Genomic DNA, 17,918 nt, shown 5'->3' with positions numbered 1-17,918 from the left:
CTACAACCTCTTCGCCAAACTCGACCCCTCGGCCAGCATCGGCACGATAAACAGCATCCTCACCGCCACCTCCAGCAACCCCGCCAACAGCCTCGAATCTGCGCTCGCCGATCTTGGAACGGTTTTTGGCAAGACCTATCCCTCCATTGAAATCCACCGCGACGACTTCTATAAAAATTTCTATGAACTCCAGGCGATCATAGAACTCGAAACAACCGCCCACCCCAACCTCCAACTTATCCCCCTCGTCGGTCTCTCCCGCGACGCCATCCTCGCCAAAGCCAAACAAACCGACGCCGAAGGCCAGGCCTACCGCTATGCGCTGCAAACATTGAATCCTTTTGTCGTGCTCGGCATCGATTATCAAACTTACAACGTCAACGGCGAACTCAATCTCTACGACAGCACTGCCGATACCGGTCTCACCGACACCTATCTTGACGATAGAGCCACGTTTCTGGCGAACAAAATATGGAGTGGCGTTAATGATCGCCATTACGAGAACAGTGGCGACGACTGGGCCGTTTACAATGGAGCGCCCCAGAGCTTTGATGATATCAATGGCGCTCAACTGTACAGATTGTATCTAGCCCCCACGTATCCGTTTACTCCGCCAGCACTGGCGGAGACCTCACGGCTTATTTTTGATCAAGGCACCGGCATAACCAGCAATTCCACGATCACTGGCGGCGATAAATGGGATCATCTCTACGGCGGAGCGGGGAATGACAACATCTCCGGCGGATTGGGCAAAGACTACCTCGAAGGCAACGCCGGCGACGACACGCTTTCCGGCGGCCAGGACAACGACACCCTCCTCGGCGGCACCGGCGCTGACATCCTTTCCGGCGATGAAGGAGCGGACACGCTCAACGGCGGCGTGGGCAATGATGTTCTCAACGGCGGCGCCGATACCGATCATATCTATGGTGGCGCCGGAGACGACACACTCACCGGCGGCGCCGGCAGCGACATCCTCCAAGGCGGTGCCGGTAACGACACCTACGTCTACAACAGCGGCGAAGGCTTCGATGTCATCGCCGACAGCGACGGCAGCGGCAAGATCATCTTCAACAGCACCGTCCTCACCGGCGGCGAAAAAATTGCCGAGAATGTTTATCGCAGTCAGGATGGCGCTTTCACCTACACCCTCATCCAAAAACCCAACAACGACAACTGGCTGCAAATCAGCGGTCCGAATGGATCATCCATCGCCGTAGATAAGTTCAGCAGTGGCAGTTTGGGGTTGAACTTTATCGAATCAACCGAGCCCACGACGGGTGCTGTCGCCACCACCTATGGCAATGCCATCGACGCCCTGTATATCAACGGCAATGCCGCACGCAGAGACCCGAAATATAGCGGCAGCGGCGGAATCGTCGGTTCTGAACCCAGCGTCCCCAGCTACGCCGTCTATTCATCAACCATCAATACCATCTATGTTGGTGAAGGAAACGACAAGGTCAGCGTTAACAGCATCGCGGCTAACCCCGGCATTGCGGTATATCTAGGAAACGGAAATGACTCAGCAGGCTTGGCAACGCGCCAAACCGCCGTTGGCCAAACGGAAGGCGCTTATTTCTACGGTGAGGCCGGAGACGACTACCTGGGTGGATCCACCCTGAATGATCTGCTCGACGGCGGCCTGGGGAACGATTTTATTTTCTCGCTGGATGGAAACGACATCCTGCTTGGGATGGACGGCAGTGATCGCCTCTTCGGGGGCGATGGCAACGACACCTTGATCGGAGGCGAAGGTAATGACAAGTTATATGCAGGTGCCGATGCGGATTTTATTTCGGGCGGTGCGGGTAACGATTATCTCTGGGGTGATACCGAAAATGCCTATCAAATTTATTACTACGACTGGTCGACCGGCATAACATCCATAGGCACCATGCCACCGGTTATGTTGGGCTACCTCTATCCCAACGGCGGCATCGTCGATCGCCCTCTCACCCGCGACGTCGATCAAACCCGGGTGGGCGACGACATTCTCAGCGGCGACGACGGCAACGATATCATTTTCGGTGGTGGCGGGAATGACCAACTGTATGGCGGCCGTGACAACGACACCTTGTATGGTGAAGCGGGCGATGACCAGCTTGACGGTGGTGATGGTGATGACATTCTTTTTGGGGACATTTACAAAGCTCAGTACGAAGCAGACATGTCGCTTGCATATACTGATAATTATGCAGACTCAAGCTATGCCATTACTGCTAAAGGAGTTTATCGGCAGTATCAGGACGCCATTGATGTCGCGGGAAATGACCGCTTAAGCGGCGGTGCCGGCAGTGATCTTTTGTTTGGCGGACGAGGCGACGATGAGCTTGATGGCGGCGAAGGTAATGACGGGCTGCAAGGCGGTTCCGGTAATGACACTTATAACTTCTCTGGCAATTGGGGGGTTGATGTTATTCAGGAAGAGAGTGGTGTCGATATTGTCGATATCAATTCCAATGTCAGTAGCGCTAATTTCTATACGCTCCAGACCGGAAACGATCTCTATCTGCTGGATGGGCAGGGTAATCAGATCATTATTAAAGACTGGTATACCAATCCTTCTGCTCGAGTTGAGCAATTCCGCTTCTCTGATGGAACAGTGTGGAATGCAAATGACCTTCTGCAAGTTGCATCACATCAGTTGGGTGGTTCCGGCAATGATACGTTAATCGGCGGTGACGGTAACGATATTTTGGAAGGCGATGCGCCCAGCCTTGTTGTCAACAAACAGTACGGCAATGACCATCTCGAAGGCGGTCTGGGTAACGATATCTTATACGGTGGCGGTGGTGCTGATACGTTGCTGGGCGGCGACGGCATGGACCAGCTATACGGTGATGATGCCAGTGTGCCAGACAGTGCGGTAGGTGATGACACGCTCGACGGCGGCGCCGGAAATGACGTTCTAGTAGGTGACGGCGGCTCGGATACGCTGTTGGGAGGTGACGGTGATGACACGATGGATGGCGATGCTGTTGGTCTTGCCGCTGCGCTGTATGGAAACGACTATCTCGATGGCGGCGCGGGTAATGACACGTTAATTGGCAGTGGCGGCTCCGATACGCTGATCGGTGGTGCCGGCGATGACGTGTTGGAAGGCGATTCTCTCGGTATCGACATTTCATTACATGGCAACGACCATCTCGATGGTGGTTTGGGCAACGATACTCTGTTCGGCGGCGGTGGTAACGATGTGCTGCTGGGTGGTGAGGGCGACGATCGACTCCTGGGTGAATCAGGCGATGATTCATTAGAGGGAGGCGCAGGTGCTGATAAGTTATGGGGTGGTGATGGTAACGATTCCCTCGATGGTGGTACTGGCGATGATTTATTAAACGGCGGTGATGGCGCGGATACCCTATTAGGTGGTGATGGGAAAGATAATCTTATCGGTGATTTAGGCGACGATATTTTGAGAGGCGGCGCTGGTGTAGATAATCTTTCTGGGGGTGCCGGTAATGACGTGCTCGCTGGGGATGAAGGCGACGATACTCTGTCTGGCGGAATCGGCAATGATACGCTTAGCGGGGGGTTAGGTAATGATGTGCTCCATGGTGATGCCGGTGATGATGCATTGGCTGGCGGCGAAAATGACGATGCGTTATGGGGTGGTGACGGCTCGGATTCGCTCTCTGGCGACGGAGGTAAAGACGGGTTATTCGGTGGGAGTGGCAATGACTTGCTCGATGGTGGCGCTGGCACTGATATCCTCTTTGGCGATGACGGTGATGATCAACTCACCGGCGGCACGGGAGACGATGAGCTTTCTGGCGGCATAGGGAATGATACCTATCTGTTTAATGCTAATTGGGGAATAGATTCGATCAATACTGATGATGGTGGAGATGTTATCCAGTTTGGGAATGATATCAATAAGAGTGATATCACTGCCGCAAAATCTGTAGATGACCTTGTTCTGATCGATGGCAGCGGCAATCAGATTTTTGTCCGGGGTTGGTTCGTAGACCCTCAAAGTTCGATAGGCGAGGTTCGCTTCGCGGATGGTACTGCATGGGATAGAACCATTTTAACGCAGGCCAGCTCGCAACAGATCGGTGGTCCCGGCAACGATACATTGCGCGGTAACGATGGGGGGCAGAATCATCTTTCCGGCGGTGGCGGCAATGATCGATTGATCGGTGGCGATATGGCCGACGTACTGGATGGCGGCGCCGATAACGACATTCTCAACGGCAATGGTGGTGACGACCTGCTATTGGGCGGTAGCGGTAGCGATGTTTATATCGTTGGTAATGTGCCGGGCAATGTTATCGTGCGTGATGATGTCCAAGATGGGTCGCTCAACGTTGTCCGTTTATCGCCTGGCATGGTAGTGGGTGATATGACGGCGTCCCGTTCCGGCGATTCTCTGGTCATGAGTTGGAAAAATACCGCTGGCTCAGCGACAATTGAGAATTATTTCATAAATCCTGATGCCTGGCAGTTTACCTATACGAGCGGCACGGTAATTCCTGTGGCCCGGATTCTGGACCCTCAGCAGAACAGCACTAATTTAATCGATGACGAGCGTGAACGTTACATCGAATCAGCCTATGCAGCACTTGATTATTATTCACGAGAGCTGACGCCTATAAAAGGCCGGGTAGACCTTACGCTTGTGCAGGGGCTTCCTGATAATAGCCTTATGCCGGAGCTGACATCAGGTAGCGAAAAATTGCCGTATGGCATCGATCCGTTGAATTATTTGCTTAAAAGTGTTCCTGGGCGCGGGGTGAATATCCAGTTGATGGACGACGTGTTTCAGAGATTCGAGGAATATGCCACGATCAATAAGGTGGCGGGCTCAGATGGTGCTGATAATATCCTGCCAGCTACCGCAACCGAATACACATTCCGTAAAGAGCGAGCCTATTTTAAAATGGGATCACTCCTGGCGCTCGGAAACACGAATAATACTATTAACCATTCTTTGGCCAGAATTTACGATTCCGGTTATGTGAGACCGGAAAACGTTCCTGCTGGTGAGCTGACAGGAAATGAGGGTGTTTATAACAATATAGCGATGCGCGAAGTCGCGGTATTGTCCTACAACGATAGAATTTCCGTGATCGATGCCGGTGCCGGTGATGATGTTGTGGGCACAGAAGCCATTTATCAGCCGGGTTCGATTTGGGAAGCGGTTGGAAGTACCTCATTTTACGGACCGTTGTGCATTGAGGGGGGAGAGGGTAACGATTGGCTGTTTGGCGGGAGTACTGGCGATTTCTTGTCCGGCGGGCAGGGTAGTGATGTCCTCTTTGGCTATGCAGGTGATGATGTACTCTCTGGGGGCGCAGGATGGAACTATTTGTACGGTTCTGGCGGCTCGGATCGATACGTTGTTGACCTGAGTGAAGCGACTGAAACCCATATCGTTGATAATGGGCTTTTTACGAGCAGTGATATTGGGACCTTGCTTTATGAAGCTATGTCAGGCACGTATGAACAGAACATTCAAACCCTAAAAGGGCCGGAAGCGACACTGACCACGCTGATCCCTGAATTACAGGCCATTTTTACTAATGGTTTGGTGCTTGCGGAAGATACTCTGAAGGTTAACGTCAATCTGGCGGATGTAAAGCTCAGCTGGGTCGCGCCGGACAGTGATGGCCGTTTGGGCATCAAAATCACTTCAAAAAGTAATCCCGATGCCTCTGTCTATGTGGCCCAGCGCGGGGACAATGATTTTCTCGGGTTTGGTATCGAAAATTATCAATTCTCTGATGTTACGTTGACGCGATCAGACCTGCTTAATTATTTAGGGCCAGTTCCAACGACCTGGGTTTTCGAAGGTACCGCTGGGAATGACTATTTCACTGGTTCGCAAGGAACTGACATTTTTGTGGGTAAAGAAGGTGCGGATGATCTAGAGGGTGATGACGGCAATGATGTCTATCTCTTTAACCCAGGTGACGGTGGAGACTTTATTTGGGATCTTTCGACACTAACTGGAAATTCTGGTGGTATTGATACATTGTCATTGGGTATGGGTATCCATCCAGAAGATGTGACTGCCTCGCTTCAGTTTGAAGACTACGGAAATGGTAATACGTGGTCAATGTTGCATCTTCAAATTGGGAGCGCAACGGGCGATAGTGTTGATATCAATTGGCAATATACCTATGACGATGGTACCGGAATCGTCAGTAACGATGCATTTGTTGAACAGCTACAATTTCTAAATATCAACGGCGGCCAAGTTTTTGACCTGCTCGGCATCATCAATGCGAGAAAGAACGAATTAATTGACGCCTACAATCAAGGAACTTCAATTCCGCTGTTCACGGCTGATGTAATCGCCAATTTCGATATCACCTCTACGGTGGGATTGGCTGGCGGCGACTATGCATATAACTATGCTACGACGGGTGATATTTATACGGCACCCGCACAGGGGCAGCCATCAACGAACACAGCGCCTCAAGTCAGTCTTCCAATATCTGATCAATTGGCCAGCGAAGGTGCCGTATTTAGCTTCGCAGTGCCTACGGGGATGTTTACAGATGCTGATGCGGGAGATAGCCTGACGCTAAGCGCAACTCGTGCTGATGGAACGGCATTGCCAGGCTGGTTATCCTTTGATGCGGCGACGCAGACTTTTAGCGGCACGCCAGCCAATGGTGATGTGGGTGTAGTAGGTGTTAAAGTCACCGCGACCGATCTGGCAGGTGCTTCGGTAAGTGATAACTTTGTGGTCACTGTTGCCAACACCAACGACGCGCCGACGGCTGCTGCACTGATCGCAGATCAAGCAGCGACCGAAGACCAGGCGTTCAGCTTCACTGTTCCAGTGAACACATTCGTCGATGTGGACGCTGGTGATAGTCTGATATTCACCGCTACAAATGCCGATGGCAGTGCCTTGCCAAGCTGGTTGAGTTTCAATGCAACAACTCGAACCTTTACGGGTACGCCAGTAAACAGTGATGTTGGCAATATCGACATCAAAGTGATGGCTACCGATCTGGCCGGTGCCACAGTGAGCGATAACTTCATCATCTCCGTGGCCAATGTCAATGATGCACCAATCGTGGCTGCGCCTATCGTTGATCAAGCGGCGAATGAGGGCCAACCGTTCAGCCTTACCCTTCCGGCAGGTACCTTTGCCGACATTGATGCCGGGGACACGTTGACCCTGACGGCCATCCAGGCGGATGGTACTGCGTTACCGAGTTGGATGAGTTTCAATTCCGCGACGCAAACCTTCAGCGGTACCCCTGCCATTCCGGATATGGGTACACTGACGATTCGTGTCATCGCAACGGACACCTCAGGGACCCAGGTGACGGGTGATTTCCTGATCAATGTGGGCACCACGCGCAATGTCGTTACCGGAACGAGCGGCAATGATGTGTTGTCAGGCACCAGTGGGGCTGATCTGATGTATGGCTTTGCGGGTAATGATAGCCTGGATGGCGCAGCTGCGAATGATTCGCTGGTGGGGGACGCAGGGAATGATACTTATCTCTTTGGTCGAGGCTATGACGTCGATACCGTCACCGAAAACGACACCACCGCCGGTAACACGGATGTGGCATCGTTCGGCGCCGGGATTGCGACCGATCAACTCTGGTTCCAGCATACAGGCAACAACCTGGATATCAACATCATCGGCACTTCAGACCACCTGGTGATCAAAGACTGGTATCTGGGCAGTGCCTACCACGTCGAGCAACTCAAAACCGCAGACGGTAAGACATTGCTGGACACCAACGTCGAAAATCTCGTCTCAGCGATGGCCGCGTTTTCGGCACCGTCTGCGGGGCAGTTGACCTTGTCGCCGGATGTTGAGACCGCCTTGGCGCCGGTGTTGGTGGCCAATTGGCAGTGAGCGAAATCAGCCTCGGCGTAAATAACGGGGCGATTCGCGAGTAGTCATGTGATCGATACCCGCCCTCATCCTTGAGGGTGGGTATTTTTTTACCTGAATCTGAGTTGCTGGCAATTAATCCGATGGCCTAGTATTATGATGGGACATATTTCAGGTCAATAATTGATATTATGTTTGTGTAACATATTAATATTTTTATATTAAATAACATATTTTCCCCGGACATTTTTCGAGACATTTTGGGTGACAAAAGATATCGAATCTCAGCTCAGAGTGGATACCGACCGTTTTGTCCCCTTTACCTTCCAGGTCGGGGTGGATCTGGCTGCTGTAGAAACCCTGTTGCTGCGTATCGAAGATGCTCACCAGCGGTTTCGTGGCTCACCGTTGTCCCAGGTCGCCAGCCGGTTAGAGAAAGAGGTAGTCGTCAACAGTATCTTCGGCACCAACTCCATCGAAGGCGGCACCCTGTCGGAGGAAGAGACAGAACAGGCGCTTGACCTTGCGCCAGCCCAGGTGCATGACGTTGAGCAGCGGCGCGCCATCAACCTCAAACATGCCTACGAACTGGCCCAACATGCCGCTGCCACACCCGGCTGGCAGCTGAACATCGATTTCATCCGGCAGGTTCATGCCGCGGTGACCGATCAACTGCCGCACGACTACAACCAGCCTGGTCTGTTGCGCGATAACCCCAAGGCATTGTGACCCAAGTGGGTAATAAAGAGCATGGTGGTAGTTACAAGCCACCTCAGTCTGGTCGGGATGTAGAATCACTGCTCAGTTATCTCATTGAGTGGCAGCAAACGCTGAAATTGCAGGGCGTGCCGGTGCTTATCCGGGCGCCGTTGGTTCACCTCTATTACGAGTTGATTCACCCTTTCTGGGATGGCAATGGTCGCGTCGGCCGGGTGCTGGAGGCGACCTTGCTCCAGGCGGAGGGATTCAAATACGCCCCTTTCGCCCAGGCGCGCTATTACTTCGATAACATTCACCACTACTTCACATTATTCAATACCTGCCGCAAACAGGCGGAAAATAAGGTGGTTTTTCCCAATACGGCGTTTATCGCCTTTTTTCTGCAAGGCATGCTTACCAGTATCCATAATCTGCATGATCGCGTGAATGCACTGGTCAGTCTTCTTCTTTTTGAAAATGATCTCAAACATCGTCACGACGAAAAAGAAATCAATTCTCGGCAATACGCGATTGCCAGCCAGCTCATGGCTGCAGGAAAACCGATGTCCTTGGCTGAGCTGCGTAGCGCGCCTTGGTATCAGGCGCTATACGTTAAACTCACCGATAAAACCAAGCAGCGTGATTTGCGTGAAAAGGGGCTCGTAATTCAGGATGAAAACAACAGGCTCTGGCCTGGCTGTGTGGCGCTCGCATCTGAACACAAATAATTCAACGAATGCTCAACATACCTAAGAAAGAGATAATAAAAAGTAGACTATTCGTCCATTATGCAATCAGATTGCATAATGGACGCAATGAGTTTCTCGAGGATCGCAAGGGTAATTTGTTCTTTTCCATTGTCGAGCGTATTCACGCGATGCCAATAGGAGTGTTATAGCGATGCCTCTCGATTTCACCTACCCCCAAATCATGGGCATCCTCAACGTCACCCCGGATTCATTTTCCGACGGCGGTTGTTATGTCGCGCCTGAAATTGCTGTCGAGCGGGCATTGGCGATGGTTGAGGAAGGCGCGGATATCATCGACATTGGCGGTGAGTCGACGCGCCCCGGTGCGCAACCAGTGACAGTAGTCGATGAGATCGCTCGCGTCGTGCCGGTGATCAAGGCGATTCGCCAGCACAGTAATGTTCCAATCTCGGTCGATACCAGCAAGCCAGCAGTGATGCGGGCGGCCGTGGCGGCGGGGGCGAGCATGATCAACGATGTGCGTGCGCTGCAAGAAGAGGGTGCGCTGGCGGCTGCGGCTGAATTAAATGTGCCGGTGTGTTTGATGCACATGCAGGGCGAGCCGCGGACGATGCAGGCTGATCCTCACTACGATGATGTTGTGGCTGAGGTTTTTCATTTTCTTGAACAACGAATCAACGCTGCGCTGGCTGCAGGCATCGCGCGCCATCATCTGTTGATCGATCCAGGTTTTGGCTTCGGCAAGACTTTAGCGCATAATCTGCTTTTACTTAAGGAATTGAACCGATTTAAGGCGCTGGGTGTGCCGTTGCTGGTGGGGATTTCCCGCAAGGCCATGATCGGGCAGATCTTGGGCAAGCCGGTGGAGCAGCGTTTGTATGGCAGTCTGGCGGCGGCTGTCTTGGCCTTGTCACAGGGAGCTGATATTTTGCGGGTGCATGATGTGGCCGCGACGGTGGATGTGCTGAGGGTGTGGCGGGCGGTGTCAATGGTGTGAGGACAGATTATTTATTATCCCCGCCTTCTTTTAGGAGACGGGGAGACATAAGTGGACGCAGGTGACGAGACAAGTATGAAACAACAAAAACGCAAATATTTCGGCACCGACGGTGTCCGTGGCAAGGTAGGTCAGTTCCCAATTACGCCTGAATTCGTGCTCAAGCTCGGCTGGGCGGCGGGCCGGGTACTGGCGGAAAGCAATGGCCGCAAGAGCAAGGTGCTGATCGGCAAGGACACCCGGATCTCAGGCTATATGTTCGAGTCGGCGTTGGAGGCGGGATTATCTGCTGCTGGGGTCGATAGTCACCTGCTGGGGCCGATGCCGACGCCCGGGATTGCCTATCTGACGCGCACGCTGCGGGCCAAGGCCGGTATTGTGATCAGCGCCTCGCACAATCCTTACTATGACAATGGTATTAAATTTTTCTCGGCCGATGGCACCAAGTTGCCGGATGAGGTTGAGCTGGCCATTGAAGCGGAATTGGAAAAGGAAATGACCACGGTGGCGTCCAACGCCCTCGGCAAGGCCGAGCGCGTGCGTGATGCGGCGGGCCGCTACATCGAATTCTGCAAGAGCACAATTCCAAATCGCATCAGCTTGCGCGGTCTGACGATCGTGGTGGATTGCGCCCATGGCGCGACCTATGACATCGCCCCCCATGTTTTTGAAGAACTGGGGGCCAAGGTGATTACCTTGGGCACCGAGCCCGATGGCTTGAATATCAATGAACATTGCGGTTCGACCAGCCCCGAGGCGCTGCAACATGCCGTGCAGGCGAAACGCGCCAATCTGGGGATTGCCCTCGACGGGGACGGCGACCGGCTGATCATGGTCGATGACCAGGGTGAGATCATCGACGGCGACGAGATTCTTTATATCATCGCCCGGGCGACGGCGGGGTGTCAGGATGTGGTGGGGACCGTGATGAGCAACCTCGGCCTCGAGCATGCCCTTACCGAGCAGGGCATCCGCCTGCATCGGGCGGCAGTAGGGGATCGCTATGTGATGGAAATGTTGAAGCAGGGCGGCTGGAGCCTCGGCGGCGAGTCGTCGGGTCACATTATTTGCTTGGATCAGACCACCACCGGCGACGGCATCATCTCGTCCTTACAGGTGTTGGCGGCGATGATCGACAGTAAGCAGAGTTTGCGCCACCTCAAGGCAGGGATGGTCAAGTACCCGCAGGTGATGATCAATGTCCGTACTGAGCGGCGCTTTGATTTTGCCGCCTCGCCTCAGGTGAAGAAGGCGGAACAGGAAGTCCAGGCCCGGCTGGCCGATCAGGGGCGCATCCTGCTGCGCGCCTCAGGTACCGAGCCACTGATCCGGGTTATGGTCGAGGGGCGGGATGCCATCCAAGTCAAGGATTGTGCAACTTATTTGGCCGATACCGTGCGCGAGGCCTATGCCGCGTCGGAGGGTGCGGTATAAAACTGCTAAGCGAGTGGTATCCCCCGCATGTAGGGGCGATTCATGAATCGCCCCTGCGGTTGAGTTCACCTTTCAAGCGAGGATAATTGCAGGACCTCCCAACACCCCGGAAAATTTGATTTATTACGCCGGGGACTGTAATCTTTGCGTTCTTTTTTCATGGCCCAACACAGGCAGCAGAATGCGTAAACCGTTAGTCGCCGGAAACTGGAAAATGAATGGCAGCCGCCAGGCCGCGCAAGCCCTGATCGAAGGGGTCTTGGCCGGGATGGCGGGGGTTAAAGCGGAAGTCGCGGTTTGTCCGCCCTTTGTTTATCTGGGGCAAGTGAAACAACAGTTGCAGGGTTCGGTGGTAGTCTTGGGGGCACAAAATGTCTCTCACCGCGATAGCGGCGCGTTTACCGGTGAAATTTCGCCCGCCATGCTCAAAGACATGGGATGCGACTACGTCATTATTGGCCATTCCGAGCGTCGCGCCCTTTACGGGGAAGACGATGCCGTTGTGGCCGATAAATTGATCGCCGTCAGCAAGGCGGGATTGAAACCCATCCTCTGTGTGGGCGAGTTGCTGGAAGAACGGCAACAAGGCAAAACCGAGGCGGTTGTTGCCCGCCAGCTGGATGCAGTACTGAATAAAGAAGGTGGTTTGGCTGCGCTGGCCAACGCTGTGATCGCCTATGAACCGGTGTGGGCGATTGGTACCGGGATGACGGCATCGCCGGAGCAGGCGCAGGCGGTGCATGCGTTTATTCGCCAGCGATTGGCGGCGCGTGACAGTGGCTTGGCGCAGAAGATGCGGCTACTCTACGGTGGCAGCGTCAAAGGCGATAATGCTAAGGAGCTGTTTGCACAGCAGGATATCGATGGCGGCCTGATCGGTGGTGCCTCGCTCAAGGCGGATGAGTTTCTGACGATCTGTCGGGCAGCGGTTTAATAGAGGATTGATGTAATGTTTACGGTTTTACAAGTGTTTCTCGTCGTGCTGGCAGTGGCTCTGAGCGTGCTGGTGCTGATCCAGCGCGGTAAGGGGGCTGATATCGGCGCGGCTTTTGGCAGCGGCGCATCGAATACGGTTTTTGGCAGCCAAGGTTCGGCCTCATTTTTAACGCGGGCCACGGCCGTGGTTGCGACCTTGTTTTTTATTACCTGTCTCGGGTTGGCTTATCTGACCGGCAAACGTGTCGAAGTTAATAAGAGCGTGGTGGATATGGGGGCGCCGGTACAGTCTGTGCCCGCTGCTCCAACAGCACCCGCAGACGTTCCAGTACTGCCTGCTAATAAGTAATAGAATATAATTGATTTGTTGGCTGAGCCTTGAGATCGGAAATGGCTCAGCCAATGTTGTTTTATGTAATGCCGATGTGGTGGAATTGGTAGACACGCTATCTTGAGGGGGTAGTGGCGAAAGCCGTGCCGGTTCGAGTCCGGCCATCGGTACCATTTTTGTAATAACTGAAGAAATTGTGACTGTTGTTGGATATACGCTTGTTTTACATGAAGCTAGTTACCTTATGTGTATCTAACCTCTAGAATAACAAGGGTATATTCGGATAAGAACCGGGTTGACACTTCACAAAAAACTAACCTAGACTCGACCTCTTAACACTTTTAAAAAACACCCTTCAGGGGTGTTATAAAAAAATGGGGACACAACGCCCTTTATTTCAAAAATAAGGGCTGATTAGGGACAGTATCCGATCGCATGCTGGATAATTATTTACCAATTCTAGTGTTCGTAGTACTTGGTGTTTTGTTCGGCGTCGGGCCGATCATCGCCGGTTTTATTTTGGCCCCGTACCGGCCGGACAGTGAAAAATTATCACCGTACGAATGCGGCTTCGAAGCATTCGAAGACTCGCGCATGAAGTTTGATGTGCGCTATTACCTCGTCGCCATCCTGTTCATCATTTTCGATTTGGAAATTGCGTTCCTGTTCCCGTGGGCCGTGGTATTGAAAGAAATCGGCATGTTCGGTTTTCTGGCAATGGTTTTGTTCCTGGCGATCCTGGTGATCGGTTTCATTTACGAATGGAAAAAGGGAGCGCTAGAATGGGAATAACTGAATTTGCGAGGATGCGAGCGTCCGCGAATGCTGCTGGCTGCCAACGGATGAGTGTTTTGGAGGCAAGCTATGGGTATTGAAGGCATACTCGAAAAAGGCGTGGTCACCACGACCGCTGACAAGTTGATCAACTGGGCGCGCACCGGTTCGTTGTGGCCGATGACCTTTGGTCTGGCCTGTTGCGCCGTTGAAATGATGCACGCAGGCGCAGCGCGTTATGACCTGGATCGTTTTGGCGTGGTGTTCCGACCCAGCCCGCGCCAGTCTGACGTGATGGTGGTCGCAGGTACCTTGGTCAATAAGATGGCGCCCGCATTGCGTAAGGTCTATGACCAGATGGCCGAACCACGGTGGGTGATTTCCATGGGTTCCTGTGCTAATGGCGGCGGTTATTACCATTATTCCTATTCCGTGGTGCGTGGTTGCGACCGGATCGTGCCGGTGGATATTTATGTGCCTGGTTGTCCACCCACGGCCGAGGCGTTGCTCTACGGCATCATCCAGTTACAGAACAAAATTAAACGCACCAATACCATTGCCCGCTGAGCATAAATTATGTCGATCTCGAACGAGAAATTGGTGGAGCGTTTACAGGGGAAGTTCGGCGACGGGCTGGCTTCCTGCGTCGTCGATGTCAATGAAGTCACGATTGAAGTCGGATGTGAGCGCTTGCATGAAACCTGCCTCATTTTGCGTGATGACGCCGGGCTGCATTTTGAGCAGTTGATCGATCTTTGCGGCGTGGATTACCTCGAATACGAAGACGGCGCCTGGCAGGGGGCGCGTTTTGCCGTTGTTTATCATTTGCTGTCAATCAAACATAACATGCGCCTGCGGTTACGCGTGTTCGTTGCAGATGATGATCCAAGGATAATTTCAGTGGCTGATATCTGGGCGAGCGCCAATTGGTATGAGCGCGAAGCCTTTGACCTATATGGCATCCTGTTTGATGGACACCCGGATTTACGTCGCCTGTTGACCGATTATGGTTTTATCGGTCATCCATTCCGCAAGGATTTCCCGCTGATCGGTCAGGTCGAGATGCGTTATGACCCTGTGCGCAAGCGCGTGGTTTACGAGCCGGTATCCATTGAGTCGCGAGTCAATGTTCCGCGCGTGATTCGTCATGACAATCGTTATGCAAAAGTGGCTAAGAGCAGGTAGGCGGCATGGCTGAGATTCGCAATTACACCATGAATTTCGGGCCACAGCATCCGTCCGCTCACGGCGTGTTGCGTTTGGTGCTCGAGCTGGATGGTGAGGTCATTGAGCGTGCCGATCCGCATATCGGATTGCTGCATCGCGCGACTGAGAAACTGGTTGAAGGTAAACCATATCTCCAGAGTATTGGTTATATGGATCGGCTCGATTATGTGTCGATGATGTGTAACGAGCATGGCTATGTGCTGGCGATTGAGAAGTTGTTGGGTATGGAGCCGCCATTGCGGGCGCAATATATCCGCGTCATGTACGACGAGATTACGCGGATTCTGAATCATTTGCTGTGGCTGGGGGCGCATGCACTGGATATCGGTGCGATGACGGTGTTTCTCTACGCCTTCCGCGAACGTGAGGATCTGCTGGACGCCTATGAAGCGGTTTCCGGTGCACGTATGCATGCGACATATTATCGCCCCGGCGGTGTGGCGCGTGATTTGCCGGATACTATGCCGCACTACAAAACTTCAAAATGGCATAACAGCCGTGAAGTGGACCAGTTGAATCGCAATCGTCAAGGCTCGTTGCTCGATTTCCTGGAAGATTTTACGGTTCGTTTCCCGACCTATATCGATGAATATGAAACCTTGCTGACGGATAATCGCATCTGGAAGCAGCGCACTGTCGGTATCGGCGTGGTCTCGCCGGAGCGTGCGTTGCAGATGGGATTTACGGGGCCGATGTTGCGTGGTTCCGGCATCGAGTGGGATTTGCGCAAGAAGCAGCCCTATGAAATTTACGACAAGCTGGACTTCGATATTCCTGTCGGTGTGAACGGCGATTGCTATGACCGTTATCTGGTGCGCGTTGAGGAGATGCGGCAATCCAATCGCATCGTGCGGCAGTGTATCGATTGGTTGCGCAAAAATCCCGGCCCGGTCAAGGTCGATAATTACAAGGTGACACCGCCACGGCGTGAGAAGATGAAGGGTGATATGGAAGCCCTGATTCATCATTTCAAGTTGTTCACGGAAGGATATTCGTTGCCGCGCGGTGAGGCGTACGCCGCTGTTGAGCATCCCAAAGGTGAATTTGGGATTTATCTGGTATCGGACGGCGCGAACAAGCCGTACCGGATGAAAATCCGCGCGCCGGGCTTTGCACATATAGCGGGGCTGGATGAAATGTCGCGCGGTCACATGATCGCTGACGTGGTGGCGATTATCGGTACCCAGGATATCGTATTTGGAGAGGTTGATCGCTGATGTCGTCGAGCAAGTTGCATTTGATTACTGACGCTTCGCGTGCCGAGATTGATACTTGGATTGCCAAATACCCTGTGGAGCGGAAGCAATCGGCAGTGATGCCCGCATTGCGTATTCTTCAGGATCAAAACGGCGGCTGGCTGACCAACGATCTGATGGATGCTGTGGCCGAGTACCTCGATATGCCTGCGATTGCAGTCTATGAGGTGGCTACGTTCTATTCGATGTACGAACACAAGCCGGTGGGTAAACACAAGATATCCGTTTGCACTAACATTTCCTGTTTGTTGTGTGGTTCCGAGGATCTTGTGCGACATTTGGAAGTAAAGCTTGGTGTCAAATTAGGGCAGACCACCGGTGACGGCAAATTTACCCTCAAGGAAGTTGAGTGCCTGGGGGCATGTTGCGGTGCGCCAATGATGCAGATCGGGCGGCAGTATTTTGAAAATCTGACGCCGGAAAAGATCGATCAAATTCTGGATAGTCTCGAGTAACGGCCATGACCAACGAAGTCTGCTTCCGTAATAATCATATCGACAAGTCATGGACGTTTGACGTCTATCAGAATTCCGGCGGTTATGACGTATGGAAAAAGATTCTGCGCGAGAAAACGCCCGCGGAAGAAATCATCAATCAAGTCAAAATTTCAGCCTTGCGCGGTCGTGGTGGCGCGGGTTTCCCAACGGGTCTGAAGTGGAGCTTCATGCCGCGCAACACCCCGGGTCAGAAATACATCGTCTGTAATTCTGATGAAGGTGAACCGGGTACCTGCAAGGATCGTGATATCTTGCGTTTCAATCCTCACCAATTGGTGGAGGGGATGGCGATTGCCGGGTACACCATTGGTGCCACCAAAGGTTACAACTATATTCGCGGCGAGTTCTGGGAACCGTATGAACGTTTCCAGGCGGCCATTGAAGACGCTCGTGCCGCAGGGCTGCTGGGTAAGAACATTCTGGGCTCGGGAATCGATTTCGATCTTGATGTTCACCTGGGTGCCGGAGCTTATATTTGCGGTGAAGAAACCGCACTGCTGGAGTCGATCGAAGGCAAGAAGGGGCAGCCGCGTTTCAAGCCGCCGTTCCCGGCCAGTTACGGACTTTATGGTCGGCCGACAACGATCAATAACACTGAGACGCTGGCTTCGATTCCAATGATTCTGCGGAATGGCGGTCAATGGTTTCTTGAACTGGGTAAGCCGAACAATGGCGGAACCAAGATTTTCTCTGTTTCCGGCCACGTGAATAAGCCGGGCAACTATGAAGTCTCCATGGGCATGCCGTTTTCGCAGCTGCTGGAAATGGCGGGTGGCGTGCGCACCGGCCATAAATTGAAGGCGGTTATTCCCGGTGGTTCTTCAACACCCGTGGTGCCGGGCGATATGATGATGGATGTGAACATGGATTACGATTCCATCGGCAAGGCGGGTTCGATGCTGGGTGCCGGTTCGGTGATTGTGATGGATGATTCGACCTGCATGGTGAAGGCGCTGGGGCGTCTGTCACATTTTTATTTTGAAGAGTCCTGTGGTCAATGTACGCCGTGCCGCGAAGGTACCGGTTGGCTGGCGCGGATGGTACATCGGATCGAGCATGGCGAAGGGCGGCATGAAGATTTGGATCGGCTGGTGGATGTGTCCAACAAGATCATGGGGCGCACGATTTGTGCCCTGGGCGATGCGGCAGCGATGCCGGTTGCGAGTTTCATCAAACATTATCGCGACGAGTTCCAGTATCACATCGACCATCGCAAGTGCATGGTTTGAAGTGAGCGCTGA

Annotated in this window: 11 protein-coding genes, 1 tRNA gene and 1 pseudogene; all 13 read left to right on the top strand. The window is 53.0% G+C overall.

Annotation, left to right across the window (positions count from 1 at the left end; genetic code table 11):
* Nucleotides 1–7,837, top strand: a 7,837-nt coding sequence (locus HY272_04800) for a putative Ig domain-containing protein (GenBank protein MBI3771999.1), incomplete at its 5' end; no start/stop codon positions are given.
* 321 nt (nt 7,838–8,158) lie between these two features.
* Nucleotides 8,159–9,243: pseudogene (locus HY272_04795) on the top strand (Fic family protein).
* A gap of 172 nt (nt 9,244–9,415) precedes the next feature.
* Nucleotides 9,416–10,222 (top strand): dihydropteroate synthase, encoded by an 807-nt coding sequence (gene folP, locus HY272_04790; GenBank protein ID MBI3771998.1) that lies wholly within the window; start codon nt 9,416–9,418, stop codon nt 10,220–10,222.
* A gap of 75 nt (nt 10,223–10,297) precedes the next feature.
* Nucleotides 10,298–11,656, top strand: a complete 1,359-nt coding sequence (gene glmM / locus HY272_04785) for a phosphoglucosamine mutase (protein MBI3771997.1) — start codon at nt 10,298–10,300, stop codon at nt 11,654–11,656.
* 181 nt (nt 11,657–11,837) lie between these two features.
* On the top strand, nt 11,838–12,590 hold the full coding sequence (locus HY272_04780) for a triose-phosphate isomerase (protein ID MBI3771996.1): 753 nt from the start codon (nt 11,838–11,840) through the stop codon (nt 12,588–12,590).
* A 15-nt stretch (nt 12,591–12,605) separates the two neighbouring features.
* A complete protein-coding gene (gene secG, locus HY272_04775; protein MBI3771995.1) occupies nt 12,606–12,941 on the top strand; it encodes a preprotein translocase subunit SecG in 336 nt (111 codons plus the stop codon).
* A gap of 70 nt (nt 12,942–13,011) precedes the next feature.
* Nucleotides 13,012–13,096 (top strand) — tRNA-Leu (locus HY272_04770).
* 262 nt (nt 13,097–13,358) lie between these two features.
* Complete coding sequence (locus HY272_04765) at nt 13,359–13,715, top strand: NADH-quinone oxidoreductase subunit A (protein ID MBI3771994.1); 357 nt, start codon at nt 13,359–13,361, stop codon at nt 13,713–13,715.
* Nucleotides 13,716–13,787: 72 nt separating this feature from the next.
* Nucleotides 13,788–14,264 carry an NADH-quinone oxidoreductase subunit B gene (locus tag HY272_04760; GenBank protein ID MBI3771993.1) on the top strand — a complete coding sequence of 159 codons (477 nt, stop codon included), beginning with the start codon at nt 13,788–13,790 and terminating at the stop codon, nt 14,262–14,264.
* A 9-nt stretch (nt 14,265–14,273) separates the two neighbouring features.
* A complete protein-coding gene (locus tag HY272_04755; protein ID MBI3771992.1) occupies nt 14,274–14,882 on the top strand; it encodes an NADH-quinone oxidoreductase subunit C in 609 nt (202 codons plus the stop codon).
* A gap of 5 nt (nt 14,883–14,887) precedes the next feature.
* Nucleotides 14,888–16,141, top strand: a complete 1,254-nt coding sequence (locus HY272_04750) for an NADH-quinone oxidoreductase subunit D (GenBank protein MBI3771991.1) — start codon at nt 14,888–14,890, stop codon at nt 16,139–16,141.
* Nucleotides 16,141–16,635, top strand: a complete 495-nt coding sequence (gene nuoE / locus HY272_04745) for an NADH-quinone oxidoreductase subunit NuoE (protein ID MBI3771990.1) — start codon at nt 16,141–16,143, stop codon at nt 16,633–16,635. The genes HY272_04750 and nuoE overlap by 1 nt, the downstream gene beginning before the upstream one ends.
* A 5-nt stretch (nt 16,636–16,640) precedes the next feature.
* Complete coding sequence (gene nuoF / locus HY272_04740; GenBank protein MBI3771989.1) at nt 16,641–17,906, top strand: NADH-quinone oxidoreductase subunit NuoF; 1,266 nt, start codon at nt 16,641–16,643, stop codon at nt 17,904–17,906.
* Nucleotides 17,907–17,918 lie beyond the last annotated feature (12 nt).

The sequence above is a fragment of the Gammaproteobacteria bacterium genome, from assembly GCA_016200485.1.
Taxonomy (GTDB): domain Bacteria; phylum Pseudomonadota; class Gammaproteobacteria; order Tenderiales; family Tenderiaceae; genus JACQEP01.
This window is presented reverse-complemented; position numbering and strand designations above follow the sequence as displayed.

Excerpts from the sequence above, each read along its gene's own strand:
- folP (MBI3771998.1), top strand. The coding sequence starts at position 9,416 with ATGCCTCTCGATTTCACCTACCCCCAAATCATGGGCATCCTCAACGTC.
- glmM (MBI3771997.1), top strand. The coding sequence starts at position 10,298 with ATGAAACAACAAAAACGCAAATATTTCGGCACCGACGGTGTCCGTGGC.
- HY272_04780 (MBI3771996.1), top strand. The coding sequence starts at position 11,838 with ATGCGTAAACCGTTAGTCGCCGGAAACTGGAAAATGAATGGCAGCCGC.
- secG (MBI3771995.1), top strand. The coding sequence starts at position 12,606 with ATGTTTACGGTTTTACAAGTGTTTCTCGTCGTGCTGGCAGTGGCTCTG.
- HY272_04765 (MBI3771994.1), top strand. The coding sequence starts at position 13,359 with ATGCTGGATAATTATTTACCAATTCTAGTGTTCGTAGTACTTGGTGTT.
- HY272_04760 (MBI3771993.1), top strand. The coding sequence starts at position 13,788 with ATGGGTATTGAAGGCATACTCGAAAAAGGCGTGGTCACCACGACCGCT.
- HY272_04755 (MBI3771992.1), top strand. The coding sequence starts at position 14,274 with ATGTCGATCTCGAACGAGAAATTGGTGGAGCGTTTACAGGGGAAGTTC.
- HY272_04750 (MBI3771991.1), top strand. The coding sequence starts at position 14,888 with ATGGCTGAGATTCGCAATTACACCATGAATTTCGGGCCACAGCATCCG.
- nuoE (MBI3771990.1), top strand. The coding sequence starts at position 16,141 with ATGTCGTCGAGCAAGTTGCATTTGATTACTGACGCTTCGCGTGCCGAG.
- nuoF (MBI3771989.1), top strand. The coding sequence starts at position 16,641 with ATGACCAACGAAGTCTGCTTCCGTAATAATCATATCGACAAGTCATGG.